This is a genomic window from Streptomyces sp. 6-11-2 (assembly GCF_006540305.1).
Taxonomy (GTDB): domain Bacteria; phylum Actinomycetota; class Actinomycetes; order Streptomycetales; family Streptomycetaceae; genus Streptomyces.
This window is the reverse complement of record NZ_BJOR01000001.1, coordinates 531,611-547,542: the sequence shown is the minus strand read 5'-3', so window position 1 is coordinate 547,542 and position 15,932 is coordinate 531,611. Positions and strand designations below refer to the sequence as shown.

General features: G+C 72.7%; 14 protein-coding genes and 1 tRNA gene. 9 read left to right on the top strand and 6 right to left on the bottom strand.

What is annotated here, in order from left to right; genetic code table 11:
• Window positions 1–15: 15 nt before the first annotated feature.
• A complete protein-coding gene (locus TNCT6_RS02535) occupies window positions 16–543 on the bottom strand; it encodes a DUF309 domain-containing protein (protein ID WP_141356121.1) in 528 nt (175 codons plus the stop codon).
• A gap of 101 nt (window positions 544–644) precedes the next feature.
• On the opposite strand from TNCT6_RS02535, the gene TNCT6_RS02530 reads away from it, so the two are divergent.
• Window positions 645–718 (top strand) — tRNA-Pro (locus tag TNCT6_RS02530).
• 84 nt (window positions 719–802) lie between these two features.
• Here TNCT6_RS02530 and TNCT6_RS02525 read toward each other — a convergent pair.
• The 5 genes from TNCT6_RS02525 to iolC form a co-directional block, all read right to left on the bottom strand.
• A complete protein-coding gene (locus TNCT6_RS02525; RefSeq protein WP_141356119.1) occupies window positions 803–1,588 on the bottom strand; it encodes a GntR family transcriptional regulator in 786 nt (261 codons plus the stop codon).
• Window positions 1,589–1,648: 60 nt separating this feature from the next.
• Window positions 1,649–3,532, bottom strand: coding sequence for a 3D-(3,5/4)-trihydroxycyclohexane-1,2-dione acylhydrolase (decyclizing) (gene iolD, locus TNCT6_RS02520; RefSeq protein ID WP_141356117.1), 1,884 nt, complete (start codon window positions 3,530–3,532; stop codon window positions 1,649–1,651).
• A 7-nt stretch (window positions 3,533–3,539) separates the two neighbouring features.
• A complete protein-coding gene (gene iolB / locus TNCT6_RS02515; RefSeq protein ID WP_141356115.1) occupies window positions 3,540–4,457 on the bottom strand; it encodes a 5-deoxy-glucuronate isomerase in 918 nt (305 codons plus the stop codon).
• A gap of 107 nt (window positions 4,458–4,564) precedes the next feature.
• A complete protein-coding gene (locus tag TNCT6_RS02510) occupies window positions 4,565–5,443 on the bottom strand; it encodes a deoxyribose-phosphate aldolase (RefSeq protein WP_141356112.1) in 879 nt (292 codons plus the stop codon).
• A 13-nt stretch (window positions 5,444–5,456) separates the two neighbouring features.
• Window positions 5,457–6,428: a 5-dehydro-2-deoxygluconokinase gene (gene iolC / locus TNCT6_RS02505; protein WP_141356110.1), complete on the bottom strand. Its 972-nt coding sequence runs from the start codon at window positions 6,426–6,428 to the stop codon at window positions 5,457–5,459.
• Between the two features lie 351 nt (window positions 6,429–6,779).
• Here iolC and TNCT6_RS02500 point away from each other — a divergent pair, with 351 nt between their 5' ends.
• The 8 genes from TNCT6_RS02500 (at window position 6,780) to nhaA (ending at window position 15,821) form a co-directional block, all read left to right on the top strand.
• Window positions 6,780–7,799 (top strand): sugar ABC transporter substrate-binding protein, encoded by a 1,020-nt coding sequence (locus TNCT6_RS02500; protein ID WP_141356108.1) that lies wholly within the window; start codon window positions 6,780–6,782, stop codon window positions 7,797–7,799.
• Window positions 7,800–7,804: 5 nt separating this feature from the next.
• The gene (locus tag TNCT6_RS02495; protein WP_172632779.1) at window positions 7,805–8,875 is read left to right on the top strand and encodes an ABC transporter permease; all 1,071 of its coding nucleotides are present in this window, start codon (window positions 7,805–7,807) and stop codon (window positions 8,873–8,875) included.
• 5 nt (window positions 8,876–8,880) lie between these two features.
• On the top strand, window positions 8,881–9,798 hold the full coding sequence (locus TNCT6_RS02490) for an ATP-binding cassette domain-containing protein (protein WP_141356104.1): 918 nt from the start codon (window positions 8,881–8,883) through the stop codon (window positions 9,796–9,798).
• Window positions 9,799–9,802: 4 nt separating this feature from the next.
• Window positions 9,803–10,705, top strand: a complete 903-nt coding sequence (locus TNCT6_RS02485; RefSeq protein ID WP_141356102.1) for a sugar phosphate isomerase/epimerase — start codon at window positions 9,803–9,805, stop codon at window positions 10,703–10,705.
• Between the two features lie 21 nt (window positions 10,706–10,726).
• A complete protein-coding gene (locus tag TNCT6_RS02480) occupies window positions 10,727–11,746 on the top strand; it encodes a Gfo/Idh/MocA family protein (RefSeq protein WP_141356100.1) in 1,020 nt (339 codons plus the stop codon).
• A gap of 112 nt (window positions 11,747–11,858) precedes the next feature.
• Window positions 11,859–12,464: a GPP34 family phosphoprotein gene (locus TNCT6_RS02475; RefSeq protein ID WP_172632778.1), complete on the top strand. Its 606-nt coding sequence runs from the start codon at window positions 11,859–11,861 to the stop codon at window positions 12,462–12,464.
• 168 nt (window positions 12,465–12,632) lie between these two features.
• The gene (locus tag TNCT6_RS02470) at window positions 12,633–13,880 is read left to right on the top strand and encodes a serine hydrolase (RefSeq protein WP_141356098.1); all 1,248 of its coding nucleotides are present in this window, start codon (window positions 12,633–12,635) and stop codon (window positions 13,878–13,880) included.
• Window positions 13,881–13,943: 63 nt separating this feature from the next.
• Entirely contained in the window at window positions 13,944–15,821 is a 1,878-nt protein-coding gene (gene nhaA / locus TNCT6_RS02465) for a Na+/H+ antiporter NhaA (RefSeq protein ID WP_141356096.1), read from the top strand.
• The last annotated feature ends 111 nt before the right edge of the window (window positions 15,822–15,932 follow it).

The following is a 15,932-nucleotide window of genomic DNA, read 5'->3' as shown; positions in this document are numbered from 1 at the left end:
CACGCCGCCCGCGGGCTACGCCCCGCCGCCGCGCAGCCGAGGCGCCCGCTCCGCCGCGTCCACGGCACCCGACGCCCCGCTGTCCACGGCGTCCGCCAGCTCCCGCGCCCACACCGCCACCCCGGACACGTCCATGCCGTACGGAGTCCGCTCCCCGGTGTCCGCCACCCACTCCTCCACCGCCCCCGCCCCGCGCCGCAGCAGCCGTGCGCCGCCGGTGACGTTGCCGCGGGCCGCGTGCGTGAGCCCCACCGCGAGCTGGGCCAGCCCCCGCCACAGGGCGCGCTCCGCCGGCGGCCCCGACTTCCAGGCGTCCTCGAAGACCTCGTGCGCGTGGAACGGCTTGCCCGCGTCCAGCAGCGCCTGAGCCTCGGCGACCGTCGCCGGCGGGGTGCGCACCACGCCCTCGGGCTGCCTCGGTACACCGTCGGCGCCGTACGGCAGGGGCCGCCCGAGCCCGTCCCGGGGCCGCGCGTTGCGCGCCCGCCCCTCACTGTCCCGGTCCCGCGCGCCCGCCGGCCTGTCGGAGGAAGTGCCGCTCATACGCCGATTGTCCCCGACCCCGTGCCCCTTTTCGGCGCGGACCCCGAGGTGGGGTAAAGTGACGTTCGCGCGATCACGTGGTTCACCGCACGAACGCGCACCGGGACGTGGCGCAGCTTGGTAGCGCACTTGACTGGGGGTCAAGGGGTCGCAGGTTCAAATCCTGTCGTCCCGACTCGAAAGAGTCGCAGGTCAGGGGATGTTTTGGAGGAATCCGAAACATCCCCTTGATCATGTTCGGGGACCAGTGGCGCCCCTTTCACGACCTCACCAGCAGCTGGAAGTCGAAGGTGTACCGGGACGCGCGGTACACGTGGGTGCCGTGCTCGACCGCGCGGCCCGTGTCGTCGTAGGCCGTGCGCTGCATGGTGAGCAGGGCGGCGCCCTCCCGCTCGTCGAGCAGGGGGGCCTCCTCGGCGGTGGCCGCGCGGGCGCCGATGGTCTGGCGGGCGCTGTGCAGGGTGATGCCCGCCGAGCGCATCACGCGGTACAGACCCGTCGACTCCAGCCGGGCGGTGTCCGGTTCGAGCAGGGCCGCCGGCAGGTGGTTGCACAGGAAGGCCACCGGCCGGCCGTGCGTGAACCGCAGCCGTTCCAGCACCGTGACCTCGGCGCCCTTCGCGAGGCCGAGCGCGGCGGCCACGTCGGCGGTCGCGGGCACCCGCTCGTTGCGCAGCACCCTGGTGGTCGGTCCCTGCCCGGCCGTCTCCAGGTCGTCGTAGAGACTGCTCAGCTCCAGGGGGCGCTTGACCCTGCTGTGCACCACCTGGGTGCCCACCCCGCGCCGCCGCACCAGGAGGCCCTTGTCGACCAGGGACTGGATGGCCTGGCGGACCGTGGGGCGGGACAGGCCCAGGCGCGCGGACAGGTCGATCTCGTTGCCCAGGAGGTCCCCCGGGATGAGGAGCCCGCGTTCGATCGCCCCCTCCAGCTGCTGGGCGAACTGGTGGTACAGCGGCACCGGACTGCCCCGGTCCAGCGCGAAGTCCAGGGAATCGAGCGCGCAGACGGTCCCGGGACGGGACCGGTCACCGGTCGCCGCCATGGCGGCACCCCCTTCGGGTCGGGTGGGACACGGGCTGGAGCGGCCCCGGCCGGGGCGCCTTCACAGATGGCGGCGGCGGGCGGCCACCTCGCGGTCGTAGCGCGCGCGGGCCCGGACGGCGGGCTCACGGGCGGACACCTCGGCCACCGGCACGTCCCACCAGGCCTCGGCCGGGGGAGCGGCCGGGGCGGGACGCTCGACGTCGGTCTCGACGTGGACGCACGTCGGCCGGTCGGAGGCGCGGGCCGCGCCGAGCGCCCGGCGCAGCTCGCCGACCGTCTTGGCGCGCAGCACCTCCATGCCGAGGCTGGCGGCGTTGGCGGCGAGGTCCACGGGGAGGGGTGCGCCCGTGAAGGAGCCGTCGGCGGCGCGGTAGCGGTAGGCGGTGCCGTAGCGCTCGGCGCCCACCGACTCCGACAGGCCGCCGATGGAGGCGTACCCGTGGTTCTGGACCAGCACCACGTTGACGGGCAGGCCCTCCTGGACGGCGGTGACGATCTCCGTCGGCATCATCAGGTAGGTGCCGTCGCCGACCAGCGCCCACACCGGCGTGTCCGGCGCGGCCTGCTGCACGCCGATCGCGGCCGGGATCTCGTAGCCCATGCAGGAGTAGCCGTACTCCAGGTGGTACTGGCGCGGGGAGCGGGTCCGCCACAGTTTGTGCAGGTCACCGGGGAGGGAGCCAGCCGCGTTGATCACCACGTCGTCGTCGCCCACGACCGCGTCCAGCGCGCCCAGCACCTGGCTCTGGGTCGGTACGGCGCTGTCGTCGTCGGCGCGGAACGCCGCCTCGACCACCCGCTCCCAGCGCTCCTTGCCGGCGCGGTACCCGGCCTCGTACCCGGCGTCCACACGGTGCCCGGCCAGTGCCTCCGTGAGTGCCGTCAGACCGGTCCGCGCGTCGCAGACGAGGGTGGTGGCCGCCAGCTTGTGGGCGTCGAACGCGGTGACGTTGAGGTTGACGAACCGGACCTCCGGGTTCTGGAAGAGCGTGCCGGAGGCCGTGGTGAAGTCGGTGTAGCGGGTGCCGACGCCGATGACCAGGTCCGCGGTGCGGGCCAGGTCGTCACTGACGGCCGTGCCGGTGTGGCCGATGCCGCCGAGGTCGGCCGGGTGGTCGTGGCGCAGCGAGCCCTTGCCCGCCTGGGTGGAGGCGACCGGGATGCCGGTGGCGTCGGCGAGCGCCTTCAGCGCGTCCTCGGCCCCGCTGTGGTGGACTCCGCCGCCGGCGACGACCAGTGGACGCCGGGCGGCCCGCACGGCCCGTACCGCGTCGGCGAGTTCGGCCGGGTCCGGGGCGGGACGCCGTACCCGCCACACCCGCTCGGCGAAGAACTCCTCGGGCCAGTCGAAGGCCTCCGCCTGCACGTCCTGCGGCAGCGCGAGGGTGACCGCCCCGGTCTCGGCCGGGTCGGTGAGCACCCGCATGGCGTTCAGGGCGGAGGGGATCAGGGCCTCGGGGCGGGTGATCCGGTCGAACCAGCGGGACACCGGGCGCAGGGTGTCGTTGACGGACACGTCCGCCTCGACGGGGTGCTCCAGCTGCTGGAGCAGCGGGTCGGCGGCGTGCGAGGCGAAGTAGTCGCCGGGGAGCAGGAGCACCGGGAGGCGGTTGATCGTGGCCAGGGCCGCACCCGTGGCGAGGTTGGTGGCGCCCGGTCCGATGGACGTCGTGACCGCCTGCGTGGACAGCCGGCCGCGCTGCCGGGCGTACCCGACCGCCGCGTGCACCATGGCCTGCTCGTTGCGGCCCTGGTGGTAGGGCATGACGTCCTCGCCCGCCTCCATCAGCGCCTGTCCGAGACCGGCCACGTTGCCGTGGCCGAAGATGCCCCAGGTGCCGGCGATCAGCCGGTGCCTTACGCCGTCCCGTTCGGTGTACTGGGCGGCGAGGAACCGCACCAGCGCCTGGGCGGCGGTGAGGCGGATCGTGGAATGGCTCATCGTGACCTCACGGGGAAGGGGCGGTGTACAGGGGGAGGCGGGGGTCGACGGGCTGCTCGGGCCAGGTGTCGCGGATCCACGCGTGGTCGGGGTGGTCGCAGATCAGCCAGGCGCGCTCGGCGTCCGGTCCGGCCATGACGTTGAGGTAGTACATGTGGTGGCCGGGCACGGCCATCGACGGCCCGTGCCAGCCGTCCGGGATCAGGACCACGTCACCGCCGCGCACCTCGGCCAGCACGTCCGTCTCCCGGCCGGGACCGGACGGGGAGACTCGCTGGTACCCGAGGCCGGGGGTGCCGTCGTGGGCGGCGAACTCGAAGTAGTAGATCTCCTCCAGGACCGACTCCTCGCCCGGCCGGTGCTCGTCGTGCTTGTGCGGCGGGAAGGAGGACCAGTTGCCGCCCGGGGTGATCACCTCCACGGCGATCAGCTTGTCGCACTCGAAACCCTGCCCGTCAGCGCCTCCGGAGGGGGCGGCCGCGCCGAAGTTGTTGACCTGGCGGGAGCAGTTCCCGGTGCCGCGCAGCTCCACCGGTACGCCGGACGCCGGACCGTAACGGGCGGGCAGGCGCCGGGCGCAGCGGGCGCCGGTGAGCGCGAACCGTCCGCCGCCGGTGGACGAGACGGTCGCGCGGGCGTCGCGGGGTACGTACGCGAAGTCGCTCACACCGCTGAACACGCTCTCGCGGCCGGCCAGTTGGAACGTGTCACTGCCGAAATCGTCGTCGGCGGCGACCGTGCAGCCGCCGCTGAGCGGCAGCACGATCCACTCGCTGTCGCCGGTTTCGAAGGTGTGCGAGCCGCCGGGCGGCAGTTCCAGGACGCGCAGGCCGGCGTGGTCCCAGCCGGCGGACTCCGGGCTCACGTCCACGACGTAGGGGCCGGCGAGGGCCTTTCCGGCGGGGAGGTGGTAGGGGCTGGTCACGAAATGCCTCCTGTCGCGGCGGGACAACGGCGAATCACGGCTGGAGCACGGGCGTCACGGCCGGAGCGCGGGCGGGCCGGGGCAAGGCCCGGACCGGAAGGGCCCGGTCACAGCAGGCTCACGGCCGTGTCGACCGCGCTCTCCACACTGCCCGCGGCCGGATACAGCAGTGACCGGCCGACGACCATGCCCTGCACGGTGGGGAGTCTGAGGGCCTTGCGCCAGCGCTCGTAGGCGCCCTCCTGGTCGTCGCCGATCTCGCCGCCGAGCAGCACGGCCGGCAGCGTGGAGGTCCGCAGGACCTCGGCCATGTCGTCCGGATTCTCGGTGACGGGCAGTTTCAGCCAGGTGTAGGCGGAGGTGCCGCCCAGGCCCGACGCTATGGCGATGGAGCGGGTGACGGCCTCGGCGGACAGGTCGTTGGCGACCCTGCCGCCGGCGCGGCGCGCGATGAACGGCTCGACGAAGACCGGCAGGCGCAACTCCGCCATCTCGTCGACGGCCCGCGCGGTGGACTCCATGGTGGTCAGTGAGCCCGGGTCGTCGTAGTCGATGCGCAGCAGCAGCTTGCCCGCGTCGAAGCGGAGCCGGGCGATGTCGCGGGCGCGGTGCCCGGTGAAGCGGTCGTCCATCTCGAAGGAGGCGCCGGACAGGCCGCCGCGGTTCATCGAGCCCATGACGACCTTGCCGTCGAGCACCCCGAGGAGCAGCAGGTCCTCCAGGACGTCGGCGGTGGCGAGCACCCCGTCGACGCCGGGCCGCGACAGCGCGACGCAGAGACGTTCGAGCAGGTCGGCCCGGTTGGCCATGGCGAGTCTGCGGTCGCCGACCCCGAGCGCGCCGCGGGCGGGGTGGTCGGCGGCCACGATCATCAGTCGGCCGCTGTCGCCGATCAGCGGGCGGCGCACCCGGTGCGCGGCCGCCTCCGCGACGGCCTCGGGGTGCCGGGCACGGACCGCGGTCAGGTCGGGGATGCTGAGGCTCAAGAGGAGGCTCCGTTCAGGCAGTGGCTCGCGCGAGGAGGCCGTCGACCTCCGCACGGGTGGGCATCGCGGAGGAGCAGGCGAGGCGGGAGGCGACGAGGGCGCCGGCCGCGTTGGCGTACCGCATGGCCGTCGTCAGGTCCCAGCCCGACAGCAGGCCGTGGCAGAGCGAGCCGCCGAACGCGTCGCCCGCGCCGAGGCCGTTGACGACCTCGACGGGCACCGGCGGGACCTCGGCCCGGCTGCCGTCCCGGTGCACCGCGAGGACTCCCTTGGGGCCCTGTTTGACGACGGCCAGTTCCACACCGGCCGCCAGCAGCGCCTCGGCGCAGGCCTCGGGTTCGCGCACGCCGGTGGCGATCTCGCACTCGTCGACGTTGCCGACCGCCACGGTGGCGTGCCGCAGCGCCTCGGCGTAGTACGGGCGGGCCCGGGCGGGATCCGGCCAGAACATCGGGCGCCAGTCGAGGTCGAAGACGGTGGTGCCCGCCTTGTCGCGCGCGGCCAGGGCGGCGAGTGTGGCGGAGCGGCTCGGCTCCTCGCTCAGGCCGGTGCCGGTGATCCAGAAGATCCGGGCCGCGCGGATGGCGGAGAGGTCCAGCTCGTCGGTGTGGATCTCCAGGTCCGGGGCCTTGGGCCGGCGGTAGAAGTAGAGGGGGAAGTCGTCCGGCGGGAAGATCTCGCAGAAGGTCACCGGGGTGGGGTACGCGGCGACCGGCGTGACCCAGCGGTCGTCGACGCCGAAGTCCTTCAGCGCCTCGTGGAGATACGCGCCGAACGGGTCGTCGCCGGTGCGGGTGATCACCGCGGTGGAGCGGCCGAGCCGGGCCGCGGCGACGGCCACGTTGGCCGCGGAACCGCCGAGGAACTTGCCGAAGGTCTCCACGCGGGCCAGGGGTACGCCGGACTGCAGGGGGTAGAGATCGACTCCGATGCGTCCCATGGTGATCAGGTCGAAGGACTGGGCGGACTCAGCGGGCTCTGCCATGCGCGACGCTCCTCGGGCTGGGCTGGGGTGCGGATCCCAGGGGGCCCCGCGACGGTGGGGACACGGATCCCGGGGCCTGCCGCCTCCCAGATGTAGGACGCGGACGGCCACACTGTCAAGAGTTTGTTCTTACATTCGGACTAGCTCGTGAACGGATGTCTTAACAAAGTATTGACAGCGGGCGCGCCAGGGGATTGGATCCGGTCCCAACGCACCAGCCGCGCAAGCGGCACACGGCCCCGGATCCGTCCTTGCCGGCCCTGGGCCCCGGACCTCCCGATGCCCTACCCTCCCCCGAGTTTCCCGAGTTCTCCCCGAGCTTTCCCCGAACCACAGTGAGGTGCAGGAAAGATGGACCGCTCTTCTCGCCGCTCCCGCGGAGTCGCCCCCCTCGTGGCCGTGACCGCGGCGGCGGCCCTGGCCCTCGCCGGCTGTTCCAGCGGCTCGGGCGGAAAGAAGGCCGAGGAGGGCGGGGACGGCGGCGGCACCGCGGGCAAGGCCGGCACGCCCCGGATGACGGTCGCGCTGGTCACCCACCAGGCACCCGGCGACACCTTCTGGGACATCGTCCGCAAGGGCGCCGAGGCGGCCGCCGCCAAGGACAACATCAAGCTGGTCTACTCCGCCGACCCCAACGCCGGCACCCAGGCCAACCTCGTCCAGAACGCCATCGACCAGAAGGTCGACGGCATCGCCGTCACCCTCGCCAAGCCGGAGGCGATGCGGAGCGTGCTGGCCAAGGCCGAGCAGGCCGGCATACCCGTGGTCGGACTCAACTCCGGCCTGAACGACTGGAAGAAGCTCAACCTGCTGGAGTTCTTCGGGCAGGACGAGTCGGTGGCGGGCGAGGCGTTCGGCAAGAAGCTGAACGAGGTCGGCGCCAAGAAGGCCGTCTGCGTGATCCACGAGCAGGGCAACGTCGGCCTGACCCAGCGCTGCGACGGCGTGAAGAAGACCTTCCAGGGCTCGATCGAGAACCTCTACGTCAACGGCGCGGACATGCCGTCGGTGAAGTCGACGATCACCGCCAAGCTCAAGCAGGACGGCTCCGTCGACCACGTCGTCACCCTCGGCGCCCCCGTCGCGATGACCGCGGTGCAGTCGGTGGGCGACGCGGGCAGCAAGGCCCAGGTCGCCACCTTCGACCTCAACAAGGAGCTGGCCGGCGCCGTCAAGAAGGGCGACATCGAGTTCGCCGTCGACCAGCAGCCCTACCTCCAGGGCTACCTGGCCGTGGACGGCCTGTGGCTGTACAAGAACAACGGCAACTACAGCGGCGGCGGTGAGCAGCCCGTGCTCACCGGACCGGCCTTCGTCGACAAGTCCAACGTCGAGAAGATCGCGGGGTTCGCCGCGAAGGGCACCAGGTGAGTGACATGTCCCAGCAGGCCGCACCGGCGGTGAGCACACCGCCGGCCCCCGGCTCCCAGCAGACCGACGGCCGAACCGTACGGCGCCCGCTGGCGCTCAGGCTGCTGGCCCGCCCGGAGGTCGGGGTCTTCCTCGGCGCCGTCGCCGTGCTCGTGTTCTTCCTCGCCGTCGCGCCCTCGGTCCGCCAGGGCGGCTCCATGGCGACGGTCCTGTACCAGTCGTCGACCATCGGGATCATGGCCCTGCCGGTGGCGCTGCTGATGATCGGCGGCGAGTTCGACCTCTCCGCCGGTGTCGCGGTGATCACCTCGGCGCTCACCGCGAGCATGCTCAGCTACCAGCTCACGATGAACGTGTGGGCGGGTGTGATCGTCGCCCTGGCGGTGTCGCTGGGGGTCGGCGCCTTCAACGGCTGGATGCTGGTGAAGACCGGCCTGCCGAGCTTCCTGGTCACCCTGGGCACCTTCCTGATCCTCCAGGGCGTCAACCTCGCCGTCACCAAACTGGTCACCGGCAACGTCGCCACCGACGACATCAGCGACATGGACGGCTTCGAGCAGGCGAAGGCCGTCTTCGCCTCGTCCTTCGACGTCGGCGGTGTCGAGGTGAAGATCACCGTGGTGTGGTGGCTGGTCTTCGCCGCACTGGCCACCTGGGTCCTGCTGCGCACCAAGTACGGCAACTGGATCTTCGCGGTCGGCGGCAACAAGGACAGCGCCCGCGCGGTCGGCGTGCCCGTCACCTTCACCAAGATCACCCTGTTCATGCTGGTCGGCTTCGGTGCCTGGTTCGCGGGCATGCACCAGCTGTTCTCGTTCAACACCGTGCAGTCCGGCGAGGGCGTCGGCCAGGAGCTCATCTACATCGCCGCCGCCGTGATCGGCGGCTGCCTGCTCACCGGCGGCTACGGCTCCGCCATCGGCCCCGTCTTCGGCGCCTTCATGTTCGGCATGGTGAACCAGGGCATCGTCTACGCGGGCTGGAACCCCGACTGGTTCAAGGCCTTCCTCGGCGTGATGCTGCTCGGCGCCGTCCTCATCAATCTGTGGGTCCGGCGTACGGCGACCCGGAGGTGACCGACATGACGACCGACAAGGCGGCGGCCCACGGAGCCGTCCTCCCCGACACCGAGCCCGCGCACGACGGGCCCGTCGTCGAACTGCGCGGCGCCGGCAAGTCCTACGGCAACATCCGCGCCCTGCACGGCGTCGACCTCGCCGTCCACCCGGGGCACGTGACCTGCGTGCTCGGCGACAACGGCGCCGGCAAGTCCACCCTCATCAAGATCATCTCCGGGCTGCACCGGCACACCGAGGGCGAGTTCCTCGTCGACGGCGAACCGGTGCGCTTCTCCAGCCCGCGCGACGCCCTCGCCAAGGGCATCGCCACCGTCTACCAGGACCTCGCGACCGTCCCGCTCATGCCGGTGTGGCGGAACTTCTTCCTCGGCTCGGAGATGACCAAGGGCCCCTGGCCCGTCCGCCGACTCGACATCGCCCGGATGAAGCGGACGGCGGACGAGGAACTGCGCAACATGGGCATCGTCCTGGACGACCTGGAACAGCCCATCGGCACCCTCTCCGGCGGCCAGCGCCAGTGCGTCGCCATCGCCCGCGCCGTCCACTTCGGTGCCCGCGTCCTCATCCTCGACGAGCCCACCGCCGCCCTCGGCGTCAAGCAGTCCGGTGTGGTCCTCAAGTACATCGCCGCCGCCCGCGACCGCGGCCTCGGCGTCATCTTCATCACCCACAACCCCCACCACGCCTACATGGTCGGCGACCACTTCAGCGTGCTGCGCCTCGGCACCCTCGAACTCAGTGCCGGCCGCAGCGACGTCGGCCTGGAGGAACTGACCCACCACATGGCCGGCGGCACCGAACTCGCCGCCCTCAAGCACGAGTTGTCGCAGGTCCGCGGTGTCGACACCGAGGAGCTCCCGGAGGCGGAGGACCTCGCCGCGCCCACCGCGCCCGCACCGGCACCCACCGAAGGGAACTGATGACATGGCCCCCGTGCTGGACCGCATCCGGGTCGGCTCCGCCCCCGACTCCTGGGGTGTCTGGTTCCCCGACGACCCCGCGCAGGTGCCCTGGGAACGCTTCCTCGACGAGGTGGCCGAGGCCGGCTACTCCTGGATCGAACTCGGCCCCCACGGCTACCTGCCGACCGACCCGGCCCGGCTCACCGACGAGGTGGCCAAGCGGAACCTCAAGGTCTCGGCGGGCACCGTCTTCACCGGCCTGCACCGCGGCCCGTCGGTGTGGGAGTCCACCTGGGAACACGTCAGCCAGGTCGCCGAACTCACCCGGGCCATGGGCGCACACCACCTCGTCGTCATCCCCTCCTTCTGGCGCGACGACAAGACCGCGGAGATCCTGGAGCAGCCGGAGCTGACCGGCGAGCAGTGGGCGCACCTGACCCGGGGCATGGAACGGCTCGGCCACCAGGTCAGGGAGACGTACGGCCTCGACATCGTCGTCCACCCCCACGCCGACACCCACATCGACACCGAGGCCCACGTCGAGCGCTTCCTCGACTCCACCGACTCCGATCTCGTCAGCCTCTGCCTGGACACCGGGCACTACGCCTACTGCGGCGGCGACAGCGTCAAGCTGATCGAGACGTACGGCGAGCGCATCGGCTACCTGCACCTCAAGCAGGTCGACCCGGAGATCCTCGCCGAGGTGGTGGCGAACGAGGTCCCCTTCGGGCCGGCGGTCCAGCGGGGCGTCATGTGCGAGCCGCCGGCCGGAGTACCGGCGCTGGAACCGGTCCTGACGGCCGCGCAGGGACTAGGCGTGGACCTCTTCGCGATCGTCGAGCAGGACATGTACCCGTGCGAGCCGGACAAGCCGCTGCCCATCGCGGTGCGCACACGCAGGTTCCTCAAGTCCTGCGGTGCCTGACCCCGCCGAGGAAGGACGACGATGGCCCGGTCATCGACGCTGAACGTCGCCGTCATCGGCGTGGGCCGGATGGGCGCCGACCATGTGCGCAGGATCCAGGAGGTCGTCAGCGGGGCCCGGGTCAGCGCCGTCGTGGACGCCGACGCGGAACGCGCCTCGGCCGTCGCGGCCCGCGCCGGCGGCTGTGCCGCGTACACCGACCCGGCCGCCGCGCTGGCCGCGGCCGACGTCGACGCGGTGCTCGTGGCCTCCTCGAGCCCCGCCCACGAGGCGGCACTGCTCGCCGCCCTCGCCCACGACCTGCCCGTCCTGTGCGAGAAACCCCTCACCCCGGACCCGGCCTCCGCCCTGCGCGTGCTCGAAGCCGAGCAGCGGCTCGGCCGGCGGCGCATCCAGGTGGGCTTCATGCGGCGCTACGACCCGGAATACCTCCGGCTCGAACAGCTCCTACGGACCGGCCGGCTGGGCCGCCCGCTGCTGCTGCACCACCGCCACCGCAACGTGGCCGCCCCGCCCGGATGGGCCGGCGAGCTGCTCATCAGCGACTCGCTCGTGCACGAGATGGACGTGACCCGCTGGCTGCTCGGCCAGGAGATCACCGCGGTGACGGTCCTGCGCCCCACCCCGTCCCGCGACGCCCCCGACGGCATGCAGGACCCGCAGTTCGTCGTCCTCGAGACGGACGGCGGCGTCATCGCCGACGCGGAGATCTTCGTCAACTGCGGCTTCGGCTACCAGGTCCAGGCCGAGGCCGTCTGCGAGCGCGGCACGGCCCGCGTCGGCGACGGCCACGCCATGGTCACCCAGACGGCGGGCCGCTGGGGCGGCACCATCGCCCAGGACTACCTCGAACGCTTCGAAGACGCCTACGACCGCGAACTGCGCGCCTGGATCGACTCCGTCCGCCACGGCACGGCCACGGGTCCCACCGCCTGGGACGGCTACGCCGCGGCCGCGGTCAGCGCGGCGGGCGTCCGGTCCCTGACCGAGGGCGGCCGGGTGGAGGTGGAGCTGCCGGAACGCCCGGCACTGTACGGATGACACCGGCCGCGCGCCTCGCCCGCCGCGCTACAGTCGGGGCGTACGGGAAGCACCGAACGTCGCGTTCGGCCGCCGGTGCGCAGTGGTGCGCAACTCCTCGACGGGGAGCGTAATGAGCACAGCGCGTGACCTGATGATCGTCGCCCTGGACCTGGAACCCAGCCGGTCGCTGGAGCGCGGGGACCTCTCCCTGGCGCTGGCCGGAGCCGAGGCGTACGACCTGCTGCGGGCCGAGGTGCTGGAGCTGGTCGCCGACCGGATCGTGCCGCGGCCCCTGCCGGAGCTCGACGACCGGCTGCTGGACGAGGCCGCCTCCTCGCTGGTGCGCCAGGTGCCGTACGAAACCCTGGAGGACTGGCTCTGGCGGCGCGGGCGCGGCCTGGCCCGGGCCTATCTGACCGCACTGGAACAGGAGGGCCAGGTCACCTGGGAACGCAGCCGCTGGCTGCCCTTCCGGGGCGGCCGCTCGGTCCTCAGCGACACCGAGGCGCGGCGCCGCGCGGGCTACCGCTGGGCGGCCGACGAGCCGGTGCTGCTCACCCTCGCCGCGGCCGTCGGGATCCGCGAAGAGATGGCCGCGGCCGAGTCGGGCGTCACCGACGACGCGGTCCTCGCCGTCCTCGCGGTCGTCCATGACGCGGTGATGGAACTGGAGGCCGTCCGCCAGCGCCGGGCCATCGAGGACGCGGCCTTCGCCAACGTATGGCGGGGCGCGTAGCCGTCGCCGACAGGCGGTGCCGCGGGGGCGCTCCTAAGCTGAAGTGCGGCGCGGGTCATCGCCCGCGCGATTCCGTCGGCGTGCGCCGACGGAATCGCGCGGCGGCCCCTCGTCCCCTGCTCGTCCGGGACGGCCGCGGGCTCGTTCCCACGCGCTTGGAGCCGGCGCATGACCCATGCGTGTCCACGACTGCGACGGGGTGTCGTCACCGCGGCCGCCGTCGGAATCCTCGTGGTGCCGCCCACCGGCGGGGCCGCCTCCGCCGGACCCGCCATCCGCCCCGGCGCCGTCGCCGCCGCCGCGCCTTCGGGGCTGTCCCCGACCGGGGTGCGGAGACTGAGTCCCGACGTGGTCCGGCAGCTCGACCAGGCCGTGCTGCGCGTCATGCGGCAGGCGGGCGTGCCCGGGGTGACCGTGGGGCTGTGGACACCGGACCAGGGCCAGTACGTCAAGTCCTTCGGCGTCGCCGACAAGAGCACCGGGCGGAAGATGTCGCCCGACCTGTACATGCGGATCGGCAGCGAGACCAAGACCTTCACCGTGACGGCGCTGCTGCACCTCGTGGACCGGCACAAGCTGGGCCTGGACGACCCCGTCGGCAAGTACGTCGCCGGCGTGCCGAACGGGGACCGGATCACCCTGCGACAGCTCGCCGGGATGCGCAGCGGACTGCCCGACTACACGGCCGACGCGGGCTTCCGCAAGGCGCTGACCTCGGATCCGCGCCGGCCCTTCACCCCGAACCAGTTGCTCGCCCACGCCTTCAAGCACCCCGTGCTCTTCCCGCCGGGCCGGAGGTTCGACTACAGCAACACCAACCTCATCCTGCTGGGCCTGGTCGTCCAGAAGGCGAGCGGCCGGACGCTCGCGGACTACATCGGCACCCATGTGCTGCGGCCGGCCGGACTCGACCAGACCTTCTTCCCGGCCGGGGCGCGGTTCCCCCGGCCGCACGCGCAGGGCTACACGAACCGGACGGCGAACGGCGAGGTGCGGGACGCGGCCGACTGGAACCCCTCCTGGGGCTGGGCGGCCGGAGCGATGGTCTCCAACCTCGACGACCTGCGCGTATGGGCGCGCACCGTCGCCACGGGCGTCCTGCCCGACGGCACCAGGCTCATCAGCCCCGCCTCCCAGAAGCAGCGGCTCACCACACTCCCGACCTCGGTCCCCGGCGCCGGATACGGCCTCGGCATCTTCGACGTGCGGGGCTGGATCGGCCACAACGGCTCACTGCCGGGCTACGAGTCCCTCACGGTCCACCTCCCCCCGGCGCGGACGACTCTCGTCGTCCTGCTGAACAGCGACATCGACGACAAGGGGACGGAGCCCAGCACCCTGCTCGGCGAGGCGATCACGAAGATCGTCACCCCGGAGCACGTCTTCGACCTGCCGGCCCGGGCAGCCGCCCGGTGACCGGCCCCTCCATGGAGTGACGACGTGTCCCGGGCCCCGACCACACTTCCGGAACAGCCGCCCATGAGCGGGCAGACCGCCTGCGGCGCCGGCGCGCACGGCCCGCTCCGCGCCTTCCTGCGCACCGAGACCGGCAGCGCCGCCGTGCTGCTCGCCGCCGCGGTCGCCGCGCTGGTGTGGGCCAACGTCTCGCCCGGAACCTACGAGTCGTTCTGGCGCACCCACGTGTCGTTCATGGTCGGCTCGACCGGGGTCTCCCTGGGACTGCGGGAGTGGATCAACAGCGGGCTGATGGCGCTGTTCTTCTTCGTCGTCGGCCTGGAAGCCCGCCGGGAGTACGACATCGGCGAGCTGAGAGAGCGCAGGCGGCTCGCGCTCTCGGCGATCGCCGGGATCAGCGGCATGGCCGTACCCGTGGCGATCTACCTGGCCGTCAACGCGGGGCACGCCACCGCCCGGGGGTGGGGCGCGACCATGTCCACCGACACGGCGTTCGCGCTCGGCATCCTCGCCGTCTTCGGCTCCCGGCTGCCCGGCGGCCTGCGGGTCTTCCTGCTCGGCGTCACGGTCGCCGACGACTTCCTCGCTCTCGCCGTCATCGCCTTCGCCTACAGCGGGACCCTCTACGTGCCCGCCCTGGTCACCGTGTTCGGCGTCCTCGCCGTGCTGATGGCGCTACGCGTGGCCGGCGTGCGGATCTCCGTCGTGTACGCGCTCGTCGCCCTGGTCCTGTGGGGCGCGCTGCTGCGCTCCGGCGTCGACCCGGTGGTCAGCGGACTGGTCATGGGCCTGCTCACCTACGCCCACCCGGCCCAGCGGCACGCCCTGGAACGCGCCAGCCGGCTCTTCCGGCGCTTCCGCGAGCAGCCCACACCCGAACTGGAACGCACCCTGCGCCGGGGCCTGGCCACCGCGCTGTCGCCCAACGAGCGGCTTCAGCGCATGCTCCACCCCTGGACCAGCTATCTCATCGTGCCGCTGTTCGCACTGGCCAACGCCGGTCTCCCGCTCGGCGCGGCCCGGCTCGCGGACGCCTTCACCTCGCCCGTCACCGTCGGCATCCTGCTCGGCTACGTCGTCGGCAAGCCGATCGGCATCGTCGGCTCCACCTGGCTTGCCGTGCGGCTGAGCCGCGGCCGGCTGCGCCCGCCGATCGGCTGGGGCGCCATCACCGCGGGCGGCGGCCTGGCCGGGGTGGGCTTCACCGTGTCCCTGCTGATCGCCACCCTCGCCTTCAGCGGAACCCGGCTGGAGGAGGCGAAGATCGGCATCCTGGCGACCGTCCTGTGCTCCTTCGCCGTCACCTGGCTGGTGACCGGGGTCCTCTCCCTGCTGCCCCCGCGCCGTCGGGCCCGCGCGCTGCTGGGCCGGGGCCGGGTCATCGTCGACCTCGGCGAGCCCGTCGACCCCGAGCGCGACCACGTCCGCGGGCCGCTCGACGCCCCGGTGACGCTGGTCGAGTACGGCGACTACGAGTGCCCGTACTGCGGACTCGCCGAGCCGGTCGTGCGGGAGCTGCTCGCCGACTTCGGCGACGACGTGCGCTACGTCTGGCGGCACCTGCCGCTGACCGACGTCCACCCGAACGCGCAGCTCGCCGCCGAGGCCGCGGAGGGCGCCGCCCGCCAGGGCCGCTTCTGGGAGCTGCACGACGTCCTGATCAGCCACCAGGGCGACCTGGGCCCCAAGGACCTCCTGCGCTACGCCGAGCAGATCGGCCTCGACATGGACCGCTTCCGCCGGGACCTGCGGGAGCGCAAGGGCGCGCAGCGGGTGGCCGACGACGTGGAGTCGGCCGACCTCAGCGCCGTCTCCGGCACCCCGACCTTCTTCGTCAACGGCCGCCGCCACCACGGCGCCTACGACATCGCCACCCTCTCGACAACGGTCCGCACAGCCCGCGAACGCGCCGCACTCGCGGGGGCGGGCCCGCCCACCTGACCATGCGGCCCGCAGCGGGCCGCATGGTCGGGTCACGTGGCCCGCGGGGTCGGTCACCCGGGTCGCAAGACCGGCGCCGCGACCCGGACGCCCCCCTCACACGGGCCCGCA